The organism is Roseateles aquae, assembly GCF_032337115.1.
GTDB classification, from domain to species: Bacteria; Pseudomonadota; Gammaproteobacteria; order Burkholderiales; family Burkholderiaceae_C; genus Roseateles_C; species Roseateles_C aquae.
The window spans coordinates 652536-670917 of the sequence record NZ_JAVXZY010000002.1 but is presented as its reverse complement, the minus strand read 5'-3'; the positions used below and the strand labels follow the sequence as shown (position 1 = coordinate 670917).

At 66.1% G+C, this 18382-nt stretch carries 9 protein-coding genes; 4 read left to right on the top strand and 5 right to left on the bottom strand.

From position 1 onward, the window contains the following. Positions 1 to 87: 87 nt before the first annotated feature. Positions 88 to 2700, top strand: a complete 2613-nt coding sequence (gene clpB / locus RQP53_RS08190) for an ATP-dependent chaperone ClpB (RefSeq protein WP_315649735.1) — start codon at positions 88 to 90, stop codon at positions 2698 to 2700. Here the strand turns inward: clpB and RQP53_RS08185 are convergent. Together RQP53_RS08185 and RQP53_RS08180 are read right to left on the bottom strand one after the other, a co-directional pair. Further along, positions 2675 to 3439 (bottom strand): transglutaminase-like domain-containing protein, encoded by a 765-nt coding sequence (locus RQP53_RS08185; RefSeq protein ID WP_315649734.1) that lies wholly within the window; start codon positions 3437 to 3439, stop codon positions 2675 to 2677. The two genes, clpB and RQP53_RS08185, sit on opposite strands and share 26 nt — an antisense overlap. Before the next feature lie 230 nt (positions 3440 to 3669). Beyond that, positions 3670 to 5607 carry a sensor histidine kinase gene (locus RQP53_RS08180; RefSeq protein WP_315649733.1) on the bottom strand — a complete coding sequence of 646 codons (1938 nt, stop codon included), beginning with the start codon at positions 5605 to 5607 and terminating at the stop codon, positions 3670 to 3672. A 254-nt stretch (positions 5608 to 5861) separates the two neighbouring features. On the opposite strand from RQP53_RS08180, the gene RQP53_RS08175 reads away from it, so the two are divergent. Together RQP53_RS08175 and RQP53_RS08170 are read left to right on the top strand one after the other, a co-directional pair. Further along, positions 5862 to 7715 (top strand): M2 family metallopeptidase, encoded by a 1854-nt coding sequence (locus tag RQP53_RS08175; protein ID WP_315649732.1) that lies wholly within the window; start codon positions 5862 to 5864, stop codon positions 7713 to 7715. A 507-nt stretch (positions 7716 to 8222) separates the two neighbouring features. Then, entirely contained in the window at positions 8223 to 13247 is a 5025-nt protein-coding gene (locus RQP53_RS08170; RefSeq protein ID WP_315649731.1) for a diguanylate cyclase domain-containing protein, read from the top strand. A gap of 52 nt (positions 13248 to 13299) precedes the next feature. On the opposite strand, the gene RQP53_RS08165 is transcribed toward RQP53_RS08170, so the two are convergent. Next, positions 13300 to 15453, bottom strand: coding sequence for a lipoxygenase family protein (locus RQP53_RS08165; RefSeq protein WP_315649730.1), 2154 nt, complete (start codon positions 15451 to 15453; stop codon positions 13300 to 13302). A gap of 177 nt (positions 15454 to 15630) precedes the next feature. Here RQP53_RS08165 and nadB point away from each other — a divergent pair, with 177 nt between their 5' ends. Beyond that, positions 15631 to 17241 carry an L-aspartate oxidase gene (gene nadB / locus RQP53_RS08160; protein WP_315649729.1) on the top strand — a complete coding sequence of 537 codons (1611 nt, stop codon included), beginning with the start codon at positions 15631 to 15633 and terminating at the stop codon, positions 17239 to 17241. A gap of 21 nt (positions 17242 to 17262) precedes the next feature. On the opposite strand, the gene RQP53_RS08155 is transcribed toward nadB, so the two are convergent. Together RQP53_RS08155 and RQP53_RS08150 are read right to left on the bottom strand one after the other, a co-directional pair. Continuing rightward, positions 17263 to 17925, bottom strand: a complete 663-nt coding sequence (locus RQP53_RS08155; RefSeq protein ID WP_315649728.1) for a substrate-binding periplasmic protein — start codon at positions 17923 to 17925, stop codon at positions 17263 to 17265. Positions 17926 to 18030: 105 nt separating this feature from the next. After that, positions 18031 to 18324 (bottom strand): late competence development ComFB family protein, encoded by a 294-nt coding sequence (locus RQP53_RS08150; protein ID WP_315649727.1) that lies wholly within the window; start codon positions 18322 to 18324, stop codon positions 18031 to 18033. Between the last annotated feature and the right edge of the window lie 58 nt (positions 18325 to 18382).

Sequence of the window (18382 nt, the reverse complement as noted above, 5' to 3'; positions counted from 1 at the left end):
TCAAGCGGCGGCCTTGACGAGTTGCGCGCCGGCTCTTGAAATCGACGCCGAGCGGCCCATCTGCAGCGGCATCGGAGGATTTCAGCCATGCGTGTCGACAAACTCACCACCCGTTTCCAGGAAGCCCTGGCCGAGGCCCAAAGCCAGGCCGTGACCAGCGACCACCCTTATATCGAGCCGGCTCATCTGCTCACGGCCATGCTGGGCCAGGAGGACGGCCCGCGGGCGCTGCTGGAGCGGGCCGGCGTCAAGATCGCCGCGCTGAAGACGGCGCTGGACACCACGCTGAACGGCCTGCCCCAGGTGCAGGGCGAGGGCCAGCAGGTGCAGCCCAGCCGCGACCTGATCAGCCTCTTGCAGAACGCCGAGAAGGAAGCCGCCAAGCGCGGCGACCATTTCATCGCCAGCGAGATGTTCCTGCTCGCGCTGGCCGACGCCAAGACCGATCTGGCCGGTATCGTCCGCGGCCATGGTCTGACCCGCAAGGCGCTGGAGGCGGCCATTGAGGCGGTGCGTGGCGGCCAGAAGGTCGACAGCCAGGAGGCCGAGGGCAATCGCGAGGCGCTGAAGAAGTACACGCTGGATCTGACCGAACGCGCCCGTGCCGGCAAGCTCGATCCGGTGATCGGCCGCGATGACGAGATCCGCCGTGCCATCCAGGTGCTGCAGCGCCGCTCGAAGAACAACCCGGTGCTGATCGGCGAGCCGGGCGTGGGCAAGACGGCCATCGTCGAAGGCCTGGCTCAGCGCATCGTCAACGGCGAGGTGCCGGAATCGCTGAAGAACAAGCGTGTTCTGGTGCTGGACATGGCCGGCCTCTTGGCCGGTGCCAAGTACCGCGGCGATTTCGAGGAGAGGCTGAAGTCGGTGCTGAAGGAGGTGGCCGCCGATGAGGGCCGCATCATCCTCTTCATCGATGAGCTGCACACGATGGTCGGTGCCGGCAAGGCCGAGGGCGCCATCGACGCCGGCAATATGCTCAAGCCGGCACTGGCCCGCGGCGAGCTGCACTGTATTGGCGCGACCACGCTGGACGAATACCGCAAGTATGTGGAGAAGGACGCCGCACTGGAGCGCCGCTTCCAGAAGGTCTTGGTGGACGAGCCCAGCGTCGAGGCCACCATCGCCATCCTGCGCGGCCTGCAGGAGAAGTACGAGGTGCACCATGGCGTGCAGATCACCGACCCGGCCATCGTGGCCGCGGCCGAGCTCTCGCACCGCTACATCACCGACCGCTTCCTGCCCGACAAGGCCATCGACCTGATCGACGAGGCGGCGGCCAAGATCAAGATCGAGCTCGACTCCAAGCCCGAGGTGATGGACAAGCTGGATCGCCGCATGATCCAGCTGAAGATCGAGCGCGAGGCGGTCAAGCGCGAGAAGGACGAGGCCTCACAGAAGCGCCTCGGCCTGATCGAGGAAGAGCTGGAGAAGCTGCAGCGCGAGGCCAACGACCTGGAAGAAATCTGGAAGGCCGAGAAGGCCCAGGCCCAGGGCTCGGCCCAGGTCAAGGAAGAGATCGACCGCATCAAGGGCCAGATCGAGGAGCTCAAGCGCAAGGGCGACTTCAACAAAGTCGCCGAGCTGCAGTACGGCAAGCTGCCCGAGCTGGAGAAGCGCCTGGCCGAGGCCCAGGCCAAGGAGGCCGGCAAGAAGGCGGCCGGCAAGGATGGCAAGGGCGCTGCCGCGCCGCAGCTGCTGCGCACCTTGGTGGGTGCCGAGGAGATCGCCGAGGTGGTGTCGCGCGCGACCGGCATCCCGGTTTCCAAGCTGATGCAGGGCGAGCGTGACAAGCTGCTGCAGATGGAAGCCAAGCTGCATCAGCGCGTGGTCGGCCAGGACGAGGCGATCAGCGCCGTGGCCGATGCGATCCGCCGTTCGCGCGCCGGCCTGTCCGACCCGAACCGGCCGCTGGGCAGCTTCCTGTTCCTGGGCCCCACCGGCGTCGGCAAGACCGAACTGTGCAAGGCGCTGGCCGGCTTCCTGTTCGACAGCGAAGAGCATATGGTGCGCATCGACATGAGCGAATTCATGGAGAAGCATTCGGTGTCGCGCCTGATCGGTGCGCCCCCGGGCTATGTCGGCTACGACGAGGGCGGCTATTTGACCGAGGCCGTGCGGCGCAAGCCCTATAGCGTGCTGCTGCTGGATGAGGTGGAGAAGGCCCATCCGGACGTCTTCAACGTGCTCTTGCAGGTGCTGGACGATGGCCGGCTCACCGATGGCCAGGGCCGCACGGTGGACTTCAAGAACTGCGTCATCGTGATGACCAGCAATCTCGGTTCGCAGCACATCATGGCGCTGCAAGGCGAGCCGCAGGAGGTGATTCGCGAGGCGGTCTGGGGCGAGGTGAAGTCGCATTTCCGGCCCGAGTTCCTGAACCGCATCGACGAGACGGTGATCTTCCACGCGCTGGACGCCAGGAACATCGCCGCCATCGCCAAGATTCAGCTGCGTCAGCTCGATGCCCGGCTGGACAAGCTGGAGATGCATCTGGACGTCAGCCCGGAAGCGCTGGCCGAGTTGGCCAAGGTGGGCTTCGACCCGGTCTTCGGTGCCCGGCCGCTGAAGCGGGCGATCCAGCAAAGGATCGAGAACCCGCTGTCCAAGCTGATCCTGCAGGGCCGCTTCGGCCCCAAGGATGTGATTCCGGTCGATGTGCTGGACGGCGAGTTCAGCTTCGGGCGGGTGGTGCACTGAGGCCGTTGCTGCCTGCATCGCCCACCCGACCGCCTGAACGGATGGTCGCCACGCGGGCGTTCATCCGGTGGCGAATGAAATGCTCGTACAGGCTTTGGCGTATCGGGCCCAGTGCCTGGCGGTGCAGTGCGAAGAAATCGTCGGGGCTGTCATAGCAGCCGAAATCCTCGGCGATGCCGTCGCGCTGGATGTAGGTCGATCGACCTGACCAGGCGACGTCCGGGTTCTGCAGATCCGGCGTCGCTGCACCGTAGCCGCAGAAGCGCTGCTGCAGCGGGAAACGTTTCTGCAGCGCTGCCAGATAGGCCTGGTCAAGGATGAAGCCTTCGAGCTCCAGCCGCTGCCCGTCCAACTCGACCTCGACCCAGCTGTGCACGATGCGTTGCGGCGCCAGCGGCCAGGCCCAGGGCGGTACGGCGCCGCGTTGCAAGTCCTTGTCTATCGTGAAACCGTGAAGCACGCAGCGCCGGCCCAGCGCGCGCAGCAAGGCCATCAGCAGGATGGCCTTGGTATTGCATTGGCCCATCCCCTCAGCCAGCACGACGCTGGCGGGCGTTTCATCGCGGCGGTTGTAACCGAAGCGGATTTCGTTGCGGACGAAATCATAGGCAGCGCCGATTTGCTCCGCATCGCTGAGATCGTGCCAGCCGCGGTGCTGGATCAGGCCTTGAATCGCGGGGTGCTGCAGGTCCAGCAGGGGGGTTGAGGCCAGGAGCGGGTCGGTGGAGTCGGTGCGCATGAGGGGTATGAGGTGGGCGTGAATCGGCATTGGTGCGCCGCGTCGAAAGCGGGACAGGCAGGGCTCGGCAAGAGCGGGCCTCAGCATTTGAAACCCTGTAGTCACTTCATGGTCAAGCGGCCGAAAGCGACGAGTACGGCAGCCTCGCCAGGCATGGGGTCGCCGGGGTGGCCGCCGGTTCTGCGCGCCTTTGCGGCCTGGCGGCGGCCTGGCGGCGCCCTGGCGGCGCCCTAGGCGGGCCTGGTCAGCGACCCGATCGGCCAGCTCAGCTCGAAGCGGCAGCCCAGGCCAGGCTGGCTGCTGGCGCGCAGCTTGCCCTCCAGCCCTTGGACGGCAGCTGCCCGCGCGACGAACAGACCCAGGCCGCTACGCCCCTGGCCGAACTGTGTGGACTCGTAGGGGTCAAAGATGCGCGGCAGAAAGTCCGGTGCGATGCCACGGCCCTGGTCGGTCACGCTGAGACTTACCGTCTCGCCGAGGCGCTGCGCCTGCACCAGCACCTGGCCGCTGCTGCCCGGCGGATAAGCGTGGCGTTCGACGTTCTGGAACAGCTGGCGCAGGATTTCACACAGCGCTTCCTGGTGCACCGGCACCCGCAGATCGGCGTCGACCTGCAGTTGCAAGGCGCTGCGCGGATCGACGCTGCGCGCCCAGGTGCTGCGAATCAGCTCGTCGAGTTGCGCCTGCGCCCACAGCTCATGGCGGGGCTGGCTGTCCAGCTGGCGATAGGTGGCGATCAGTTCCAGGGCCCGTTCCAGATTGTTGCGCGCCAGTTCGGCGCCGTTCTCACACTGGCCCAGACCCTGGACGAACTCGCGGCGGGAGATCGAGCCCTGCTTGATCTGTGAGCCCAGCTGGCGGCTGAGATCGGCCACGGTGCTGACGGCCGTCAGTGTGACGCCCAGTGGCGTGTTGAGTTCATGTGACATGCCGGCCAGGAGATGGCCCAGGGTGGCCAGCTTGCTGGCCTCGATCAGCTCGGTCTGCAGTTCGTGCTGCACGGCCAAGGCGCGTTCCAAGGCCTGGTTGCGCGCTTCCAGCACAGCCGCATGCTGGGCATTGCGCAATTGCTCGGCGCGGGCATGCTCAAGCTCGACGCGCTGCAGCCGGCTGGCCAACTCCTTGCGGTCCACCTCATGCGCCTCTTCGAGCTCCAGGGCATGGGCTTGCTCCAATGTCGCGATGGCGTCTGCGGCCTGTCCCAATCTCAGCTGCCAAGGCACCAGCTGGCGCAGGCGCCGTGACTTGTCGCGCCAACTGCTGCTATCGCTGTGGGCGATGACACGCTTCATCATCGCCACGGCGCGCGCGTGGTCCTGCCTCAGGGCCGCGCAGACAGCGTCGACCGCCCACAACTCCTTTTCCAGCCACAGGGGGCGTTGGCTTGGCCGTTCGGCGAAGGCTTGGGCCTCAGCCAGCGCTTGCTCGGCCAGCGCGAGTTCGCCACGCTCGGCATATTCCTCGGCGATGCCGGTACAGGCGTTGCTGGCTGCCCACCAGCGCCTTTGCTTGGCAGCTTCGTCGGCGTTCTTCCTGAAGGCCTGCAGCATTGCATCACTGTTGCCCAGGCTGCGCTGAGCGGCCGCAATCAGCGAGTACATGCTGATCCAGGCGCCGTGCGGCTCGGCCTGGCGATGCAGGGCAATGGCCTCGTGGTACAGCTCGATGGCGCGGCGGTATTCACGCTGCGCGAACAAGGACTGCGCGAAGGCGCGCCGCTGGTGGGCCTGCGCCAAGGGGGCTGCCTTGTGCTGCGTCAGTTCGGTCAATCGGGCCAGGCAGTGCAAGGCCTCGCCATGACGCTGGAACAGCCAATGCATGCGGCATTGAAGGCCCAGCAGCGCGGCCTGCGCAATTTGCTCATCTGCCGCCACCGGCCAGGAAAGCGCCAACTCGAGTAAGCGGGTCACCGCATCAAATCGGCGCTCTTGCAGCAGCAACTCGCACAGCAACAGGACCAGATCCAGGCTGCATGCATCGGCCTCGGCACCCTGGGACTGTTCTGTCAGATCGAGCTCGTGCGCTTGCCAGGCGAGTGGCAACCAAAGCTGCAACTCATCTGGCGCCTCAAGATAGGCCTGTCGCAGTGCTGCCAGCCAGCCGCCGCGCCGCTCGCGCTCCGGCGGCAAAGGCGGGAGCGCAGCAAAGCCGGAAGCAGCAGCGGCCATGGCGGACTCCTCGCGCGGACGGCGAGCCGCAGTCCATCAGGCTGCGGCTGGCACGTTCCACTGCGTGGGTGAACTCCCTATCCCCGCTTTTTAACAGAGCTGGGCGCATCTGCAGCCTGCGATTGACCTTTGCTTCGGACGCAGGCCTTGCAGCTTGGGGCCTGAAGCCCAGCCTCATTACCCCTTGCTGTGGCTTTGGGCCCGTCGACGGCGGCTGGCTACACTGCGCGCCTTGCTCGCTTCCAACGATCACCATGACCAGCCTTTGTCACCTACCGCGCGTCAGGCGCACGTTCACGGCGGCGGCAGCCACGCTGCTGGTCCTCTTGTGTATTCAGCCCGCGCAGGCCGCGACGGCAGCATCGACCACGCAGCGCACGCGAGCCTTTATCGCCGACGCCGAGGCCCGCCTGGAAAAGCTGGGCATCCAGGCGCAGCGCGCGCAGTGGGTGGCCGATACCTTCATCACCGATGACACCGAGTTGATCACCGCCCAGGCCGGCGAGCAGTTGGCCAAGGTAGCGGGCGAGCTGGCGCTGGCGGCGCGGCGCCTGAGCAGCAAGGGCCTGAGCCCGGCCGAGGCCCGCAAGCTGGAGGCCTTGCGCCACAGCGCCTACCTGGCCAGCGATGCCGAGCGCGAGCGCCTCGCGCTGCTGCAGGCCAAGCTCAATGGCGCCTATGGCAAGGCCAAGTACTGCCCGCCGGCGAAGGCCGGCCAAACGGTCGAATGCCAGGACCTGGCCGCGCTGGAAAAGATACTGGCCGAGAGCCGCGATCCGGCCCAGCTGCTGGACGCCTGGGCCGGCTGGCACAGCCAGTCGCGGGCCTACAAGGCCGATTACGCCGAGTACATCGCGTTGGCCAACAAGGCCGCGCGGACGATGGGCTTTGCCGACAACGGCGCCTTCTGGCGCTCCGGCTACGACATGCCCGAGGCGGCCTTCGCGGCCGATATGGAGCGCGTCTGGCAGCAGGTGCGGCCGCTCTACGACTCGCTGCATCTGTACGCCCGCTACAAGCTGCGTCAGGCCTATGGCCACGAGGTGGTGCCGGCCAGCGGCCCCATCCCCGCCCATCTGTTCGGCAATATGTGGAGCCAGAGCTGGGAGAACCTTTATCCGCTGCTCAAGCCCAGCACGCCTGGCGGCGACTATGAGCTGAGCCGCGTGCTGGCCGAACGCAAGCCCAGCCCCGAGCAGATGGTGCGCATTGGTGAAGGCTTCTACACCTCGCTGGGGCTGGAGGCGCTGCCGGCCAGCTTCTGGACCCGCTCGGTGTTCAGCAAGACCACGGACCACGAAATGGTCTGCCATGCCTCGGCCTGGGACATCGATACCCAGGAGGATGTGCGCATCAAGATGTGCATCCGTCCGAATGACGAGGACTTCAACACCATCCACCACGAGCTGGGCCACGTCTATTACGACCTGGCCTATCGCAAGCAGCCCAAGCTGTTCCGCGAAGGGGCCAACGACGGCTTTCATGAGGCGATCGGCGATACCGTGGCGCTGTCGATCACGCCGGCCTATCTGCAGCAGCTGGGCCTGATGCGGCCCGAGGACGACAGCGGCGACGACACCGGCGCGCTGCTGATGCAGGCGCTGCGCAAGGTGTCCTTCCTGCCCTTTGCCTACCTGGTCGACAACTGGCGCTGGCAGGTCTATGCCGGCAAGGTGGCGCCGAACGACTACGACCGCGTCTGGTGGCAGCTGCGTGAGCAGGTGCAGGGTGTGCGCCGGCCGCTGCCGGCTGAGGCAGGGGGCTTCGATGCCGGGGCCAAGTACCACGTGGCCAGCGACACCTCGTATGCCCGCTACTTCCTGGCCCATATCCTGCAATTCCAGTTCCACCGTGCGCTGTGCCGCGAGGCCGGCCAGACCGGGCCGCTGCACCGCTGCTCGATCTACGGCAGCAAGGCCGCCGGCGCCAAGTTCCAGGCCATGCTTTCGCTGGGCGCCAGCAAGCCCTGGTCCGATGCCTTGCAGCAACTCAGCGGCGAGCGCCGGCTCGATGCCTCGGCGCTGACCGAATACTTCGCACCACTGCAGGCCTGGCTGGCGGCGCAGAACAAGTTGCTGGGTGCGGCCGACCCGGCGGTGCTGCCCTGAGCAGGGGCAGGCGCAGCGGCAAAAAACGAAGGCTCAAGCGCCAAAACTGGCCGGCCCTCGCACCGCCGTGCGATCTCAGAACCAAAAGCGGACCTTTGCGCAAGTGCTGTTATCGCCGACACAAGCTTGTCGGGGGCGACGCCGATAATCCGGCGTACTTAAAGATACAAAGTCACCCGGGGTGGGACCGGCTTGCCGGCCCCCGAGGTGACTAGGCCTGTTAACACTACGTCTGTCTGATGCGTTGCCACACAAATCGCCGTGAACGAGGCGCCCAATGCTTCAATGAGCGAAGCCGGGGCCAATCCCCCGGCGAGGCTTTGCAACGACGAGCACGGCGATTTGTGTGGCAACCCTTCGGGAAAGGGGCTCCAAGTGCCCCACTCGGTGTTGAACGCCTTGCCCAGGCGGCCAGCCTGGGCAGCGTCGTCCGCCTGGATTGGGGCCCTTGGAGCCCCTTTCGCACAGACAGACGTCGTGTTAACAGGCCCTAGCCAGGTCCACCCGATGCAGCTTGCCGGTTTTACCCTCAAGGACACCATCTACTCTGTCGGTGAGACGGTGGTGGCCTCGGCCGTGTCGGCCGAAGGCCAGCGCGTGGTCCTCAAATACCTGCAAAGTGCGCAGCCAGCACCGGAACAGCTGGCGCGGTGGCGCCACGAGTACCAGCTGCTCAGTGCCATCGACTCGCCATGGATCATCAAGGCCGAGGCGCTGCTGCCGGTTGAACACAGCCTGGTGCTGGTGCTGGAGGATTTTGCCGCCACCAATCTCGCTGAGCTGATTGCGCGGCAGGCGCTGGATCTGTCTGACCGCCTGGGCCTGGCGCTGCAGCTGTGCCGGGCGCTCAGCGCCGTGCATCAGCACCATCTGATCCACGGCGATATCGCGCCCAAGAACGTGCTGGTGGATCTGGCCACGTTGCGGCTGAAGCTGTGCGACTTTGGCCTGGCCAGCCGGTTGGAGCATGCCCAGCAACGCGGCGATGATGTGCTCTTGCGCGGTACCCTGGAATACATGGCGCCGGAGCAGACCGGGCGCACCAATCTGGAGGTCGACTACCGCAGCGATTTCTATTCGCTGGGCGTCACGCTCTACGAGCTGTTCAGTGGCCGCAAGCCCTTTCAATCCAGCGACCCGATGACCCTGCTGCATGCGCAGCTGGCCGTCACGCCGATGCCGCTGCACCAGCTCGACCCCGGCATTCCGGAGCCGCTGTCGGCCATCGTTCAAAAGCTGCTCGACAAGCACCCTGACCAGCGCTACCAAAGCAGCTTCGGTCTGCAGCATGATCTTGAGCGCTGCGCGATGAGCTGGCTGCATGGCCAGCAGATCGAGCCCTTCGAGCTGGCGCAGGCCGACACGCCGGAGCGCTTTTGCGTCGCCCAGCGCCTCTATGGCCGCGATGCGGAGCTGGCCACGATGCTGGCGGCGTTCGAGCGCGCCAGCAGCGGGCAGGCCGAGCTGCTCTTCGTCAGCGGCTATTCGGGCATCGGCAAGACGGCCCTGGTCAGCGAGCTGCACCGGCCGGTGGTGGCGCGGCGCGGCTATTTCCTGCGCGGCAAATGCGACCAGTACAGCCGCAACCAGCCCTATGCCGCGCTGATCCAGGCCTTCCAGCAGCTGATGCAGCAGCTGGCCATCGAGGGCGAGGAACGCCGCCACTACTGGCGCAGCGAGCTGCAGGAGGCGCTCGGTGAACAGGCCGGCGCGGTGGCGGCCATCATCCCCAATCTCAGCCTCCTGATTGGCGCGCCACCGCCGCTGCCGGCGCTGCCGGCGGCCGAGACCGAGAAGCGCTTTCACATCGCCTTTGCGCAGTTTGTTCGCGCGCTGGCACGGCGCAGCCATCCGCTGCTGCTTTTTCTTGACGACCTGCAATGGGCAGACGCGCCGACGCTGCGCCTGCTGGAGCATCTGCTGAGCGCCGAGGGCGAGCGCAGCGTGCTGATCATCGGCGCCTACCGCGACAACGAAGTGGATGAACAGCATCCGCTGGCGATCAGCCGCGCCGCGCTGGCACGGCGCCGCGTCGAGCATCTGCAACTCGGCCATCTGGCACCGCTGGATGTGGCCGCGATGGTGGCCGACACCTTGCGCTGCAAGCTCGGCGCGATCGAGGCATTGGTCGAACTGTGCCTCGAGAAGACGCGCGGCAACCCCTTCTTCCTCGGCCAGTTCCTGCGCAGCCTGCATGAGCAGGGCGACATCCACTATGTGCGTGGCGAGGGCGTCTGGCGCTGGAATATCGAGCAGATCCGCCGCCGCGGCATGACGGACAACGTCGTCACGCTGATGCTGGACAAGCTGCGCGCGCTGGCCGAGCCGACCCAGGCCCTGCTGGCCCGCGCCGCGCTGCTGGGCGACAGCTTTGATCTGCGCGAGCTGATGGCGATTGCCGGCGCCGATGCCCAGGTGACGGCCGCCTTGCTCTGGCCGGCGCTGCAGCTGGGGCTGGTGCTGCCCTTGAACGAGGACTACAAGTTCGAGGACAGCCCGGAGCTGCTGCAGTCAGCTCGCTATCGCTTCCTCCACGACCGTGTGCAGCAGGCCGCACATGAGCTGACCCCGGCGGCCGAACTGCCGTCGCTGCAGCTGCAATGCGGACGTGCGCTGCTGGCGGCGAGTTCTGCGGACGAGCTGGAGCAGCGCCTCTTCATCATCCTCGAATGCCTGAACCAGGCCAGCGCGCTGATGGCCGACCCGGCCGAGCGCCAGCAGTTGCTGGCGCTGAATTTGCGTGGCGGCGTTCGCGCCAAGGCGGCATCGGCGTTTGCGGCGGCGGTGGCGCTGCTGCGCCAGGCCCTTGCGCTGCTGGGCGAGCGCGCCTGGCAGCAGCAGCCCGAACAGACGCTGGCCGTCTACCGCGAGCTGGCCGAGGCCGAATACCTGGCCGGCAATTTCGACGCTGCCGAGGCGATCTATCCAGGTGCCATCGCCGCCTGCGGCCATGCGCTGGCCAAGGTTCAGCTGGCGCTGGTACAGGCCGACCAGTACCACATCCAGGGCCGCTTTGGCGATGCCCATCCGGTGCTGCTGCAGGCGCTGCAATGGCTGGAGCGGCCGCTGCCCGACGACGAAGCGGCGGCCGGTGCCTTGTTCCAGCAGGAATTCGGCGAGACCGAGGCCTTGCTGGCCCAGCGCAGCGTGAGCGAATTGCTGCAGGCTGCCGAGATGAATGCGCCCGAGCGTCTGCTGGAAATGCGGCTCTATTACGCGCTGACGCACAGCAGCTACCAGACCGGTCGTTTCGCCGCCTTTGTGCTGGTGGCCTGCCGCATGGTGCACACGACCTTGCTGCATGGTCAGGGCGATTTGAGCAGCATCGGTTATGTGGCCTATATGACGGCGATGTCGGTGATGAAGCGGCCCTATCCGGACTGCTACCGCATGGGCAAGCTGGCGCTGAGCCTGGCCGAGCAGCGCGACAACCCCTACTTCCGGCTCACCGTCTACCAGTACTTTCCGGCCTTCTACCAGCACTGGTGCGAAGCGCTGCCCGATAGCTTTCCCTATCTGCAGCGCGGCATGGAACTGGGGCAGCTGGGCATCAATCCGCTGTCGGCCGGCTACGCGACCCTGTTGCTGGCGGTCAATCGATTTGTTCACGGCGCCGAGTTGGAGGCCTTGGAGATCGATAGCGAGCTGGGCCTGCGCTTCCTGCAGCAAAGCCGCCAGCCGCATACCGAAGCCATGCTGCGCTACGGCGTGTTGCAGCCCTTGCGGGCCCTGCGCGGTCGCACCACGGGCGCGCTGTCCTTCGACAGTGAGGATTGCTCCAGCAGCGCCTTCTTCAATGGCGACTACCGCAGCCCCTCGATTCCGCTGGCGCTGTACAGCACGGCGATGCTGCGCCATGCCTATCTGTTCGACAGCGCTTCGCTGTGGCAGCAATGCGCGCCCAATCTGGCGCTGATTGGGCAATGCCTGCCGGACGGGCCGTCGGTCGTTGAGGCCAATTTCTATGTGGCGCTGGGCCGGCTGCGCGAGGGCTTTGTCGAGCCCGCCGAGCGGGCCGAGGCGGTGGCGCAGGCCGCGCAGCAGCTGGCGCTGTTTGCGCAGTGGGCCGAAGGCTGCGAGAGCAATTTCCTGCACAAGCAGCTGCTGATTGCCGCCGAGCTGGCCCGTGTGCGTGGCGAGGAGCGGGCCGCCATGGACTTGTTTGCCCAGGCGATCGACGCGGCGGCGGCCAGCGGTTTTGTTGCCTGCGAGGCACTGGCCAATGAGCGCTATGCCGAGTTCTGGTTGGCCCAGCAGCAAAAACAGCTGGCCAGCAACTTCATTCGCGAGGCGCATTACCACTACCGCCGCTGGGGTGCCTGGCAGAAGTGCCGCCAGCTGGAGCAGCGCTGGCCGCAGATCGCCTTCAAGCTGTCCGAGCAAAGGCCGCTGGGCAGCGGGCGCACCACCACGCTGCGCAGCAGCTCGGAAGGCACGGGCCAGCTTGATCTGCATTCGCTGCTCAAGGCCAATCAGCTGCTGGCCAAGGAACTGCAGCTGGAATCGCTGCTGCAGCAGATGCTGGGCGTGCTGCTGGAGAGCGCCGGCGCCGAGCAGGGCGCCATCGTGCTCGATGAGGACGACCAGCTGATCGTCGAGGCGCTGGGCGGTTTGCACAGCGGCCAAGGCATCAGCTGCCAGCGCATCAGCCTGCCACTGCGCGAACTGGCCGGTGAGCCGCACGCCTTGCTGCCCAGTGCGCTGATCGAGTTCGTCAAGCTGACCCGCAGCACCCTCATCCTCAACAACCCGGCCAGCGATGAGCGCTTTGCACGCAATCACTATCTGCGTGAGCGCCGGCCCAAGTCGGTGATCTGCCTGCCAGTCCTGAACCAGGGCAAGCTGGTCGCGCTGGTTTACCTGGAAAACAATCTGCTTGAGAACGCCTTCACCGCGCGGCATCAGCAGACGCTGGAACTGCTCAGCGCACAGGCGGCCATTTCGCTGGTCAATGCGCGGCTGTACGAAAACCTGGAAGCCAAGGTGCAGCAGCGCACCGAAGAGCTGCGCCAGATGAGCATGAAGGATGGCCTGACCGGCATCGCCAATCGCCGCGCCTTTGACGAGCGGCTCAGCATCGAATGGCGGCGCGGCCTGCGCCAGGGCCTGCCGCTGTCGCTGCTGATGATAGACATCGACCACTTCAAGCAATTCAACGACCACTACGGCCATCTCGAAGGCGACCGTTGCATCAAGCTGGTGGCCCAAGCCCTGGCGGCTGAGGCGGCGCGTGCCGGTGATCTGGTGGCGCGTTACGGCGGGGAAGAATTCGCCGTGCTGCTGCCTGACAGCGACGCGGAAGCCGCTGCGCGTATGGCCCAGGCCTGCATCGATGCCTTGAATCGGCTGGCCCTGCCGCATGAGCGTTCGCCGGCTGCGCCGCTGGTGAGCATCAGCGTGGGCCACAGCACCGTGCAGGTGGCGCCTGATAGCACGCCAGAGCAGCTGGTGGCCGAGGCCGACCAGGCGCTCTACCGTGCCAAGCGGGCGGGGCGCAACCAGGCCGTGGCCTTCGACGCACTGCGGCGCTGAGGCTGAAGCTGGCGCTGAAGCGGACGCCCGGCGCGCCCGCCTTCACGCTGGCTCAAATGCTGATGCTGTTCGGGATCTGCGTCGGCTGCAGGAAGGGATAGGGCAGGGCCCGTGAGCGGTTGCGCTTGCGGATCTCGATCTCGGCCAGCGCCAGCCGGTCCTGGAAGTCGGCCACCAGCGGCTGCACGCGCGGATCGGTGAAATAGGGCGTGCGCGGGTTGTCCTCGTAGTAGCCAAAGCTGTCGTATTGCACGCCGGAGAGCAGGTACTCAAAGGAGAAGGTGTACAGCGACACATCCAGCGGCGGGTACCAGCGCATGCAGTCGGCCGGGCTGTGCAGCTCGGTGCTGCGCTCGGGCGGCGGCGCATAGATGGTGCCCGCCACGCTGGGCATATAAGACATCAGCGGGTACTGCGCATAGTTGACCGAGGCATGCTGCGGGCCGGCGATGAAGATGATCTGGGCCACGATGTCGATCAGATAGTCCAGGCTGTCAATGCACAGCGGCTGGCGCTCGTCGCCGGTGATGGCCAGGCCTTCCATCCCCTTGAAGCCGGCGTAGCGCGGTGCCACCATTTCGCGAATCCAGCCTTGCAGCTCGCTGTCCTCACGCACGGCGGCATCGTTGGCGTAATAGCAGCGCAGATAGCCGGCCACGAAATCCTTGATCGCCGGCCAGAGCAGCATGGCGTCGTCGCGATAGGGGAAGTCGGGCAGCTGGTCGACCCCGCGCAGCTTGAACACCCGCTCCGGGCTGTTGGCATCCCAGCGCCAGGCCTGGTGGGCCTGGGCCAGCAGTTCCAGCGTCGACTCGATGGCCGGGCCGACATTGGTGGCGACCACGCCGCCGGGAATGATCAGGCTGTGGATGGCCGAGTCGTTGATATTGATCGTGAAGCGGAAATGCGGGATCAGGAGCTTCAGGATCGGGTGCTGGGTGGACAGCTGGCGATGCGCGGCCACGGCGATCGGCTCGATGATCAGATGGCAGTCGCCCAGATGGGCAATCGCTTCGTGCTGGATGGCGCAGACCACGTTGACAAAGTACTTGGCCACCCGCCACTTCAGGCCATTGGCGTCATTGGCCTGGGCGCAGTCGTTGGGCGTGAAGATCGGGGCCGTCTCGGCATCGTGGCGCTGGGCCAGCTGGATGGCGATGGGCTGCAGCACGCCTTTCTCGGCGGGCGGGAAGCCGGCCGGCGGTGTCGGGTTCCAGTAGAACAGCACAATCGGCGCGGCCAGATAGCGTTGCTGCCCGTGCAGCTGGTTGGCCTTGGCGCCGTCCATCAGCGCGTAGTCACACACATACAGGCGGTGCAGCCGCGCGGCCTTGGAAAGCGTGATGTCGCGGTCGCCGCTGACGCTCTGCAGGATGGCATCGTTGATCGGGAACTTCTGCTGCAGCTCGGCCAGCACCACGGTCTGCTCGCCCGGCTGATCACTGCGTTCCAGCACGATGCCGCGCAGATTGGTGGTGTTGAAGCCGCCGGTCTGCAGCTTGCCGAAGAACCAGTCCTGCTCGCAAGGCTTTTCGCCGTTGGCGGGCATCCAGGGCTGTTGTGCCAGCGTCAGCATCAGCGGCTTGGGCAGGCTGTCGAACAGCATCTCGTAGTCGTCCAGCGACTGCGGCAGCAGGTAGTTGCGGCCCTGCTCGGTGCTGAGCATGTCGAACAGTGTGGACTTCAGGAAGGCAGTCGGGCCGTTCTTGATGAACTCGTCAAACACCTGCGCCAGGCCGGTGGCCATCTTGGCAACATCCTTGGGAATGTTGATCACATTCTTCATCGCCTCAGGCAGCGCGGCCAGCGCCTTGAAGAAGGCATCCAGATCTTGCTGATCGCGCAGCGGGTGCAAGAGGCTGAATTCATTGACCAGCTTGGCATAGCTGTCGCGCACCTGTTCCAGCGCGGCGGTGGGCAGGTCTTGCTCCAGCTCGCGCTCCAGCAGCTTGACGACCACACGCTTGAAATTCTCGGCCAGCGGGATGAAGACCTGCACCACCTTGGCCTCGTAGCCAATGCTGAATTCCTCGCCCTTGGGCAGATCGGCCGACAGTGGCACCCCTTCCAGATAACTCTGCATGTAGTTGTAACTGGTGCGGGCCAGCGAGAGCTGGAAGGCGCGGGCTTCGCGCACGGCCTCGCTGTCATGCTGGGGCAGGCTGGGCAGTTCCGGGTTCTGGCGGGTGGCGGCGTAGCTTTGCATCGATGGGGTCCTGTTGTTGTGGGATGGGGCGCGTACTGCCTGCGCGAGCCCAGCAAAGCATATCGGCTGGACGGCGTACGAGCTGAAGCTCAAGGCTGCTGAGTGGCTGTGGCCAAGCTCCTTAGAATCAAGGCCCTTTCTTCTATGACGTCCTGATGAAGGCGTTGGGTTCTTGCAATGAGTGTTGCTGCTGCTGAAGCGTCTGCCGTGGTCATCGTCGGAGCTGGCCTGGCCGGTTTGACGGTGGCCCTGCATCTGGCCGACCAGGTGCCCGTGATCGTGCTGGCCAAGCGCGATCTGACCGAGGCGGCCACGGCCTGGGCGCAGGGCGGCATCGTTGGCGTGCTGGGCCGCGATGACAGCATCGAGAGCCATGTGCGTGACACCCAGGATGCCGGCGCCGGCCTGGTCGACGAGGCCACCGCACGTTTCATCGCCGAGCGCAGCGCCCGCGCGGTGGAATGGCTGGTCGAGCAGGGCGTGCCTTTCACGCCCGACGACGACGGCCCGCTGGGCCTGCACCTGACCCGCGAGGGCGGCCATGCGGTGCGCCGCATTGCCCACGCGGCCGATGCCACCGGCAAGGCCATTCACGACCAGCTGCTCGCCGCGGCCCGCGCGCACCCGAACATCCAGCTGCGCGAACGCTGGATGGCGCTGGACCTGATCACCTCACGTCATGTGCAGCGAGACGAGGAACCACGTTGTTATGGCATCTACGCGCTGGACATCGACAGCCGCCGCGTCGAGGCCCTCCCAGCCCGCGCGGTGGTGATGGCCACCGGCGGCGCCGGCAAGGTCTACCGCTACACGACCAATCCGGACACCTCGACCGGCGATGGCATCGCGATGGCCTGGCGCGCCGGCTGCCGGGTCGCGAACATGGAATTCATCCAGTTCCACCCGACCTGCCTCTATCACCCGCAGGAGCGCAGCTTTTTGATCACCGAGGCGCTGCGCGGCGAGGGCGGGCATCTCAAACTGCCGGACGGCACGCGTTTCATGGCGGCGCACGATGATCGCCTCGAACTCGCGCCGCGCGACATCGTGGCCCGCGCGATCGACTTCGAGATGAAGAAGCATGGCCTGGATCATGTCTGGCTCGACGCCACCCATCTCGGCGAGGCCTTCCTGAAGGAACACTTCCCGACCATCCATGCCCGCTGCCTGGCGCTGGGCATCGACATCGCGCGCCAGCCCATCCCGGTGGTGCCGGCGGTGCACTTCACCTGCGGCGGCGTCGTCACCGATCTGCTCGGCCGCAGCGATATGCCGGGGCTGTACGCCGTGGGCGAGACGGCCTACACCGGCCTGCATGGCGCCAACCGGCTGGCCAGCAACTCGCTGCTGGAATGCGTGGTGCTGGGCCAGACCTGCGCCGAGGACATCCTTGCGCATCCCGAGCTGGCGGCAGCGCCGCTGCCGGCCTGGGACGAAAGCCAGGTCGAGGATGCCGACGAGCAGGTCGTCATCGCCCACAACTGGGACGAGCTGCGCCTCCTGATGTGGAACTACGTTGGCATCGTGCGCACCACCAAGCGGCTGGAGCGGGCGCTGCACCGGATCGCGCTCTTGCGCAGCGAAATTGACGACTACTACGCCAATTTCCGCGTCAACCGCGATCTGCTGGAGCTGCGCAATCTGGTCGACTGCGCCGAGCTGATCGTGCGCTCAGCGCTGCTGCGCCATGAAAGCCGCGGCCTGCATTTCAGCCGCGACTATCCGCGCACCTTGCCGGTCAGCTTCCCGACCGTGCTGATCGCTGAGCGCGGGCTGCGCAAGCACTGAAGGGCAGCGTGGCCGAGGCCCTCAGGGGCCGCCGGTCTCTTTGCGGACGATGGCCAGCAGGCTGCCGTCTGCCTGCATGTCGGCAAGTGTCGACTCGATCCGTGCCGCCTGGGCCAGCAGCGCTGACTTCTTGCTGATCATGAAGAAGATCGGCGCCGCGCTGAAATCCAGGGGGTGCTCGCGGAACGGTGGCAACTCCGGGTGCTGCTGGGCGGCGTCGCGAAACACCAGGCGATCCTCGATTACCAGCTCAACATGCTTGCGCTGCAGCATGCCCAGCAACGCCTCGGTGCTGTTGGCCTGTACCGCTGCGCATTGCAGTTGTGCCTTGACCCAGCCATTGCCGCGCACGGCAGCGAGCTTGTGCTTGCACAGCTCGGGCGCGAGCGCGCCGCTGAAGCCAGGCATCGCCACCGCATCGGGGTGGGCAAAAGCGACGATTTGCGAAATGACCACGGCCTTGCCCAGTGGCTGGGCGTACTGCTGGCGCTCGGTCGTGACGGTGGCGAAAAAGCCGTCTGCCTCACCGTTGGCCACCTCGGACTGTGCGCGTGCCCAGGGGCGGATGCGATGCTCAACCGGCAAACCCAGGCGCTTGAACAGCTCGCTGGCGATCGCTGGTTCCAGCCCGGCGGCTCGGCCCTGGTCCAGCCAGCTGTAGGGGCGGTAGTCAGCGTAGTTCAATCGAACGGTCTGGCCCTGCGCCCTGGCAAGCAGGGCACAGCACAGCAGGCCAAGACACAGAATCCTGGTGCGCACGCCAGGGGCCGCCACTTCAGCGTCGTCGCGTCAGCGCTGCTTGGCGCGCAATGCCGTGCGAGCCTGGACGAAGTTGAAGGCGTAGCCCACGGCTTCGGCAATCGCCGCGTCGGTTTCCAGCCGCTCCGGCTCGGTCAGGTAGAAGGCGTAGTCCACCGCATGGCGGATGTAGCGCGGCGGCAGGCGGTTCAGCGCCACGCAGGCCACATCGCACATCAGATCGGCATCGGCCGCAATGGCCGGGTACTGCGGGGCAGCAGCCGTCACCGCAGCGAAGACCTCGCGTTCGTGATGGTTGTACAACGATGTGAAGTCTGCGGACATGATCAAGCCTCGTGGTGGTTGTGCCGGTCAACGATTGGCCGACACGATAGCCGCTTTA

Excerpts from the sequence above, each read along its gene's own strand:
- clpB (WP_315649735.1), top strand. The coding sequence starts at position 88 with ATGCGTGTCGACAAACTCACCACCCGTTTCCAGGAAGCCCTGGCCGAG.
- RQP53_RS08185 (WP_315649734.1), bottom strand. The coding sequence starts at position 3,439 with ATGCGCACCGACTCCACCGACCCGCTCCTGGCCTCAACCCCCCTGCTG.
- RQP53_RS08180 (WP_315649733.1), bottom strand. The coding sequence starts at position 5,607 with ATGGCCGCTGCTGCTTCCGGCTTTGCTGCGCTCCCGCCTTTGCCGCCG.
- RQP53_RS08175 (WP_315649732.1), top strand. The coding sequence starts at position 5,862 with ATGACCAGCCTTTGTCACCTACCGCGCGTCAGGCGCACGTTCACGGCG.
- RQP53_RS08170 (WP_315649731.1), top strand. The coding sequence starts at position 8,223 with ATGCAGCTTGCCGGTTTTACCCTCAAGGACACCATCTACTCTGTCGGT.
- RQP53_RS08165 (WP_315649730.1), bottom strand. The coding sequence starts at position 15,453 with ATGCAAAGCTACGCCGCCACCCGCCAGAACCCGGAACTGCCCAGCCTG.
- nadB (WP_315649729.1), top strand. The coding sequence starts at position 15,631 with ATGAGTGTTGCTGCTGCTGAAGCGTCTGCCGTGGTCATCGTCGGAGCT.
- RQP53_RS08150 (WP_315649727.1), bottom strand. The coding sequence starts at position 18,324 with ATGTCCGCAGACTTCACATCGTTGTACAACCATCACGAACGCGAGGTC.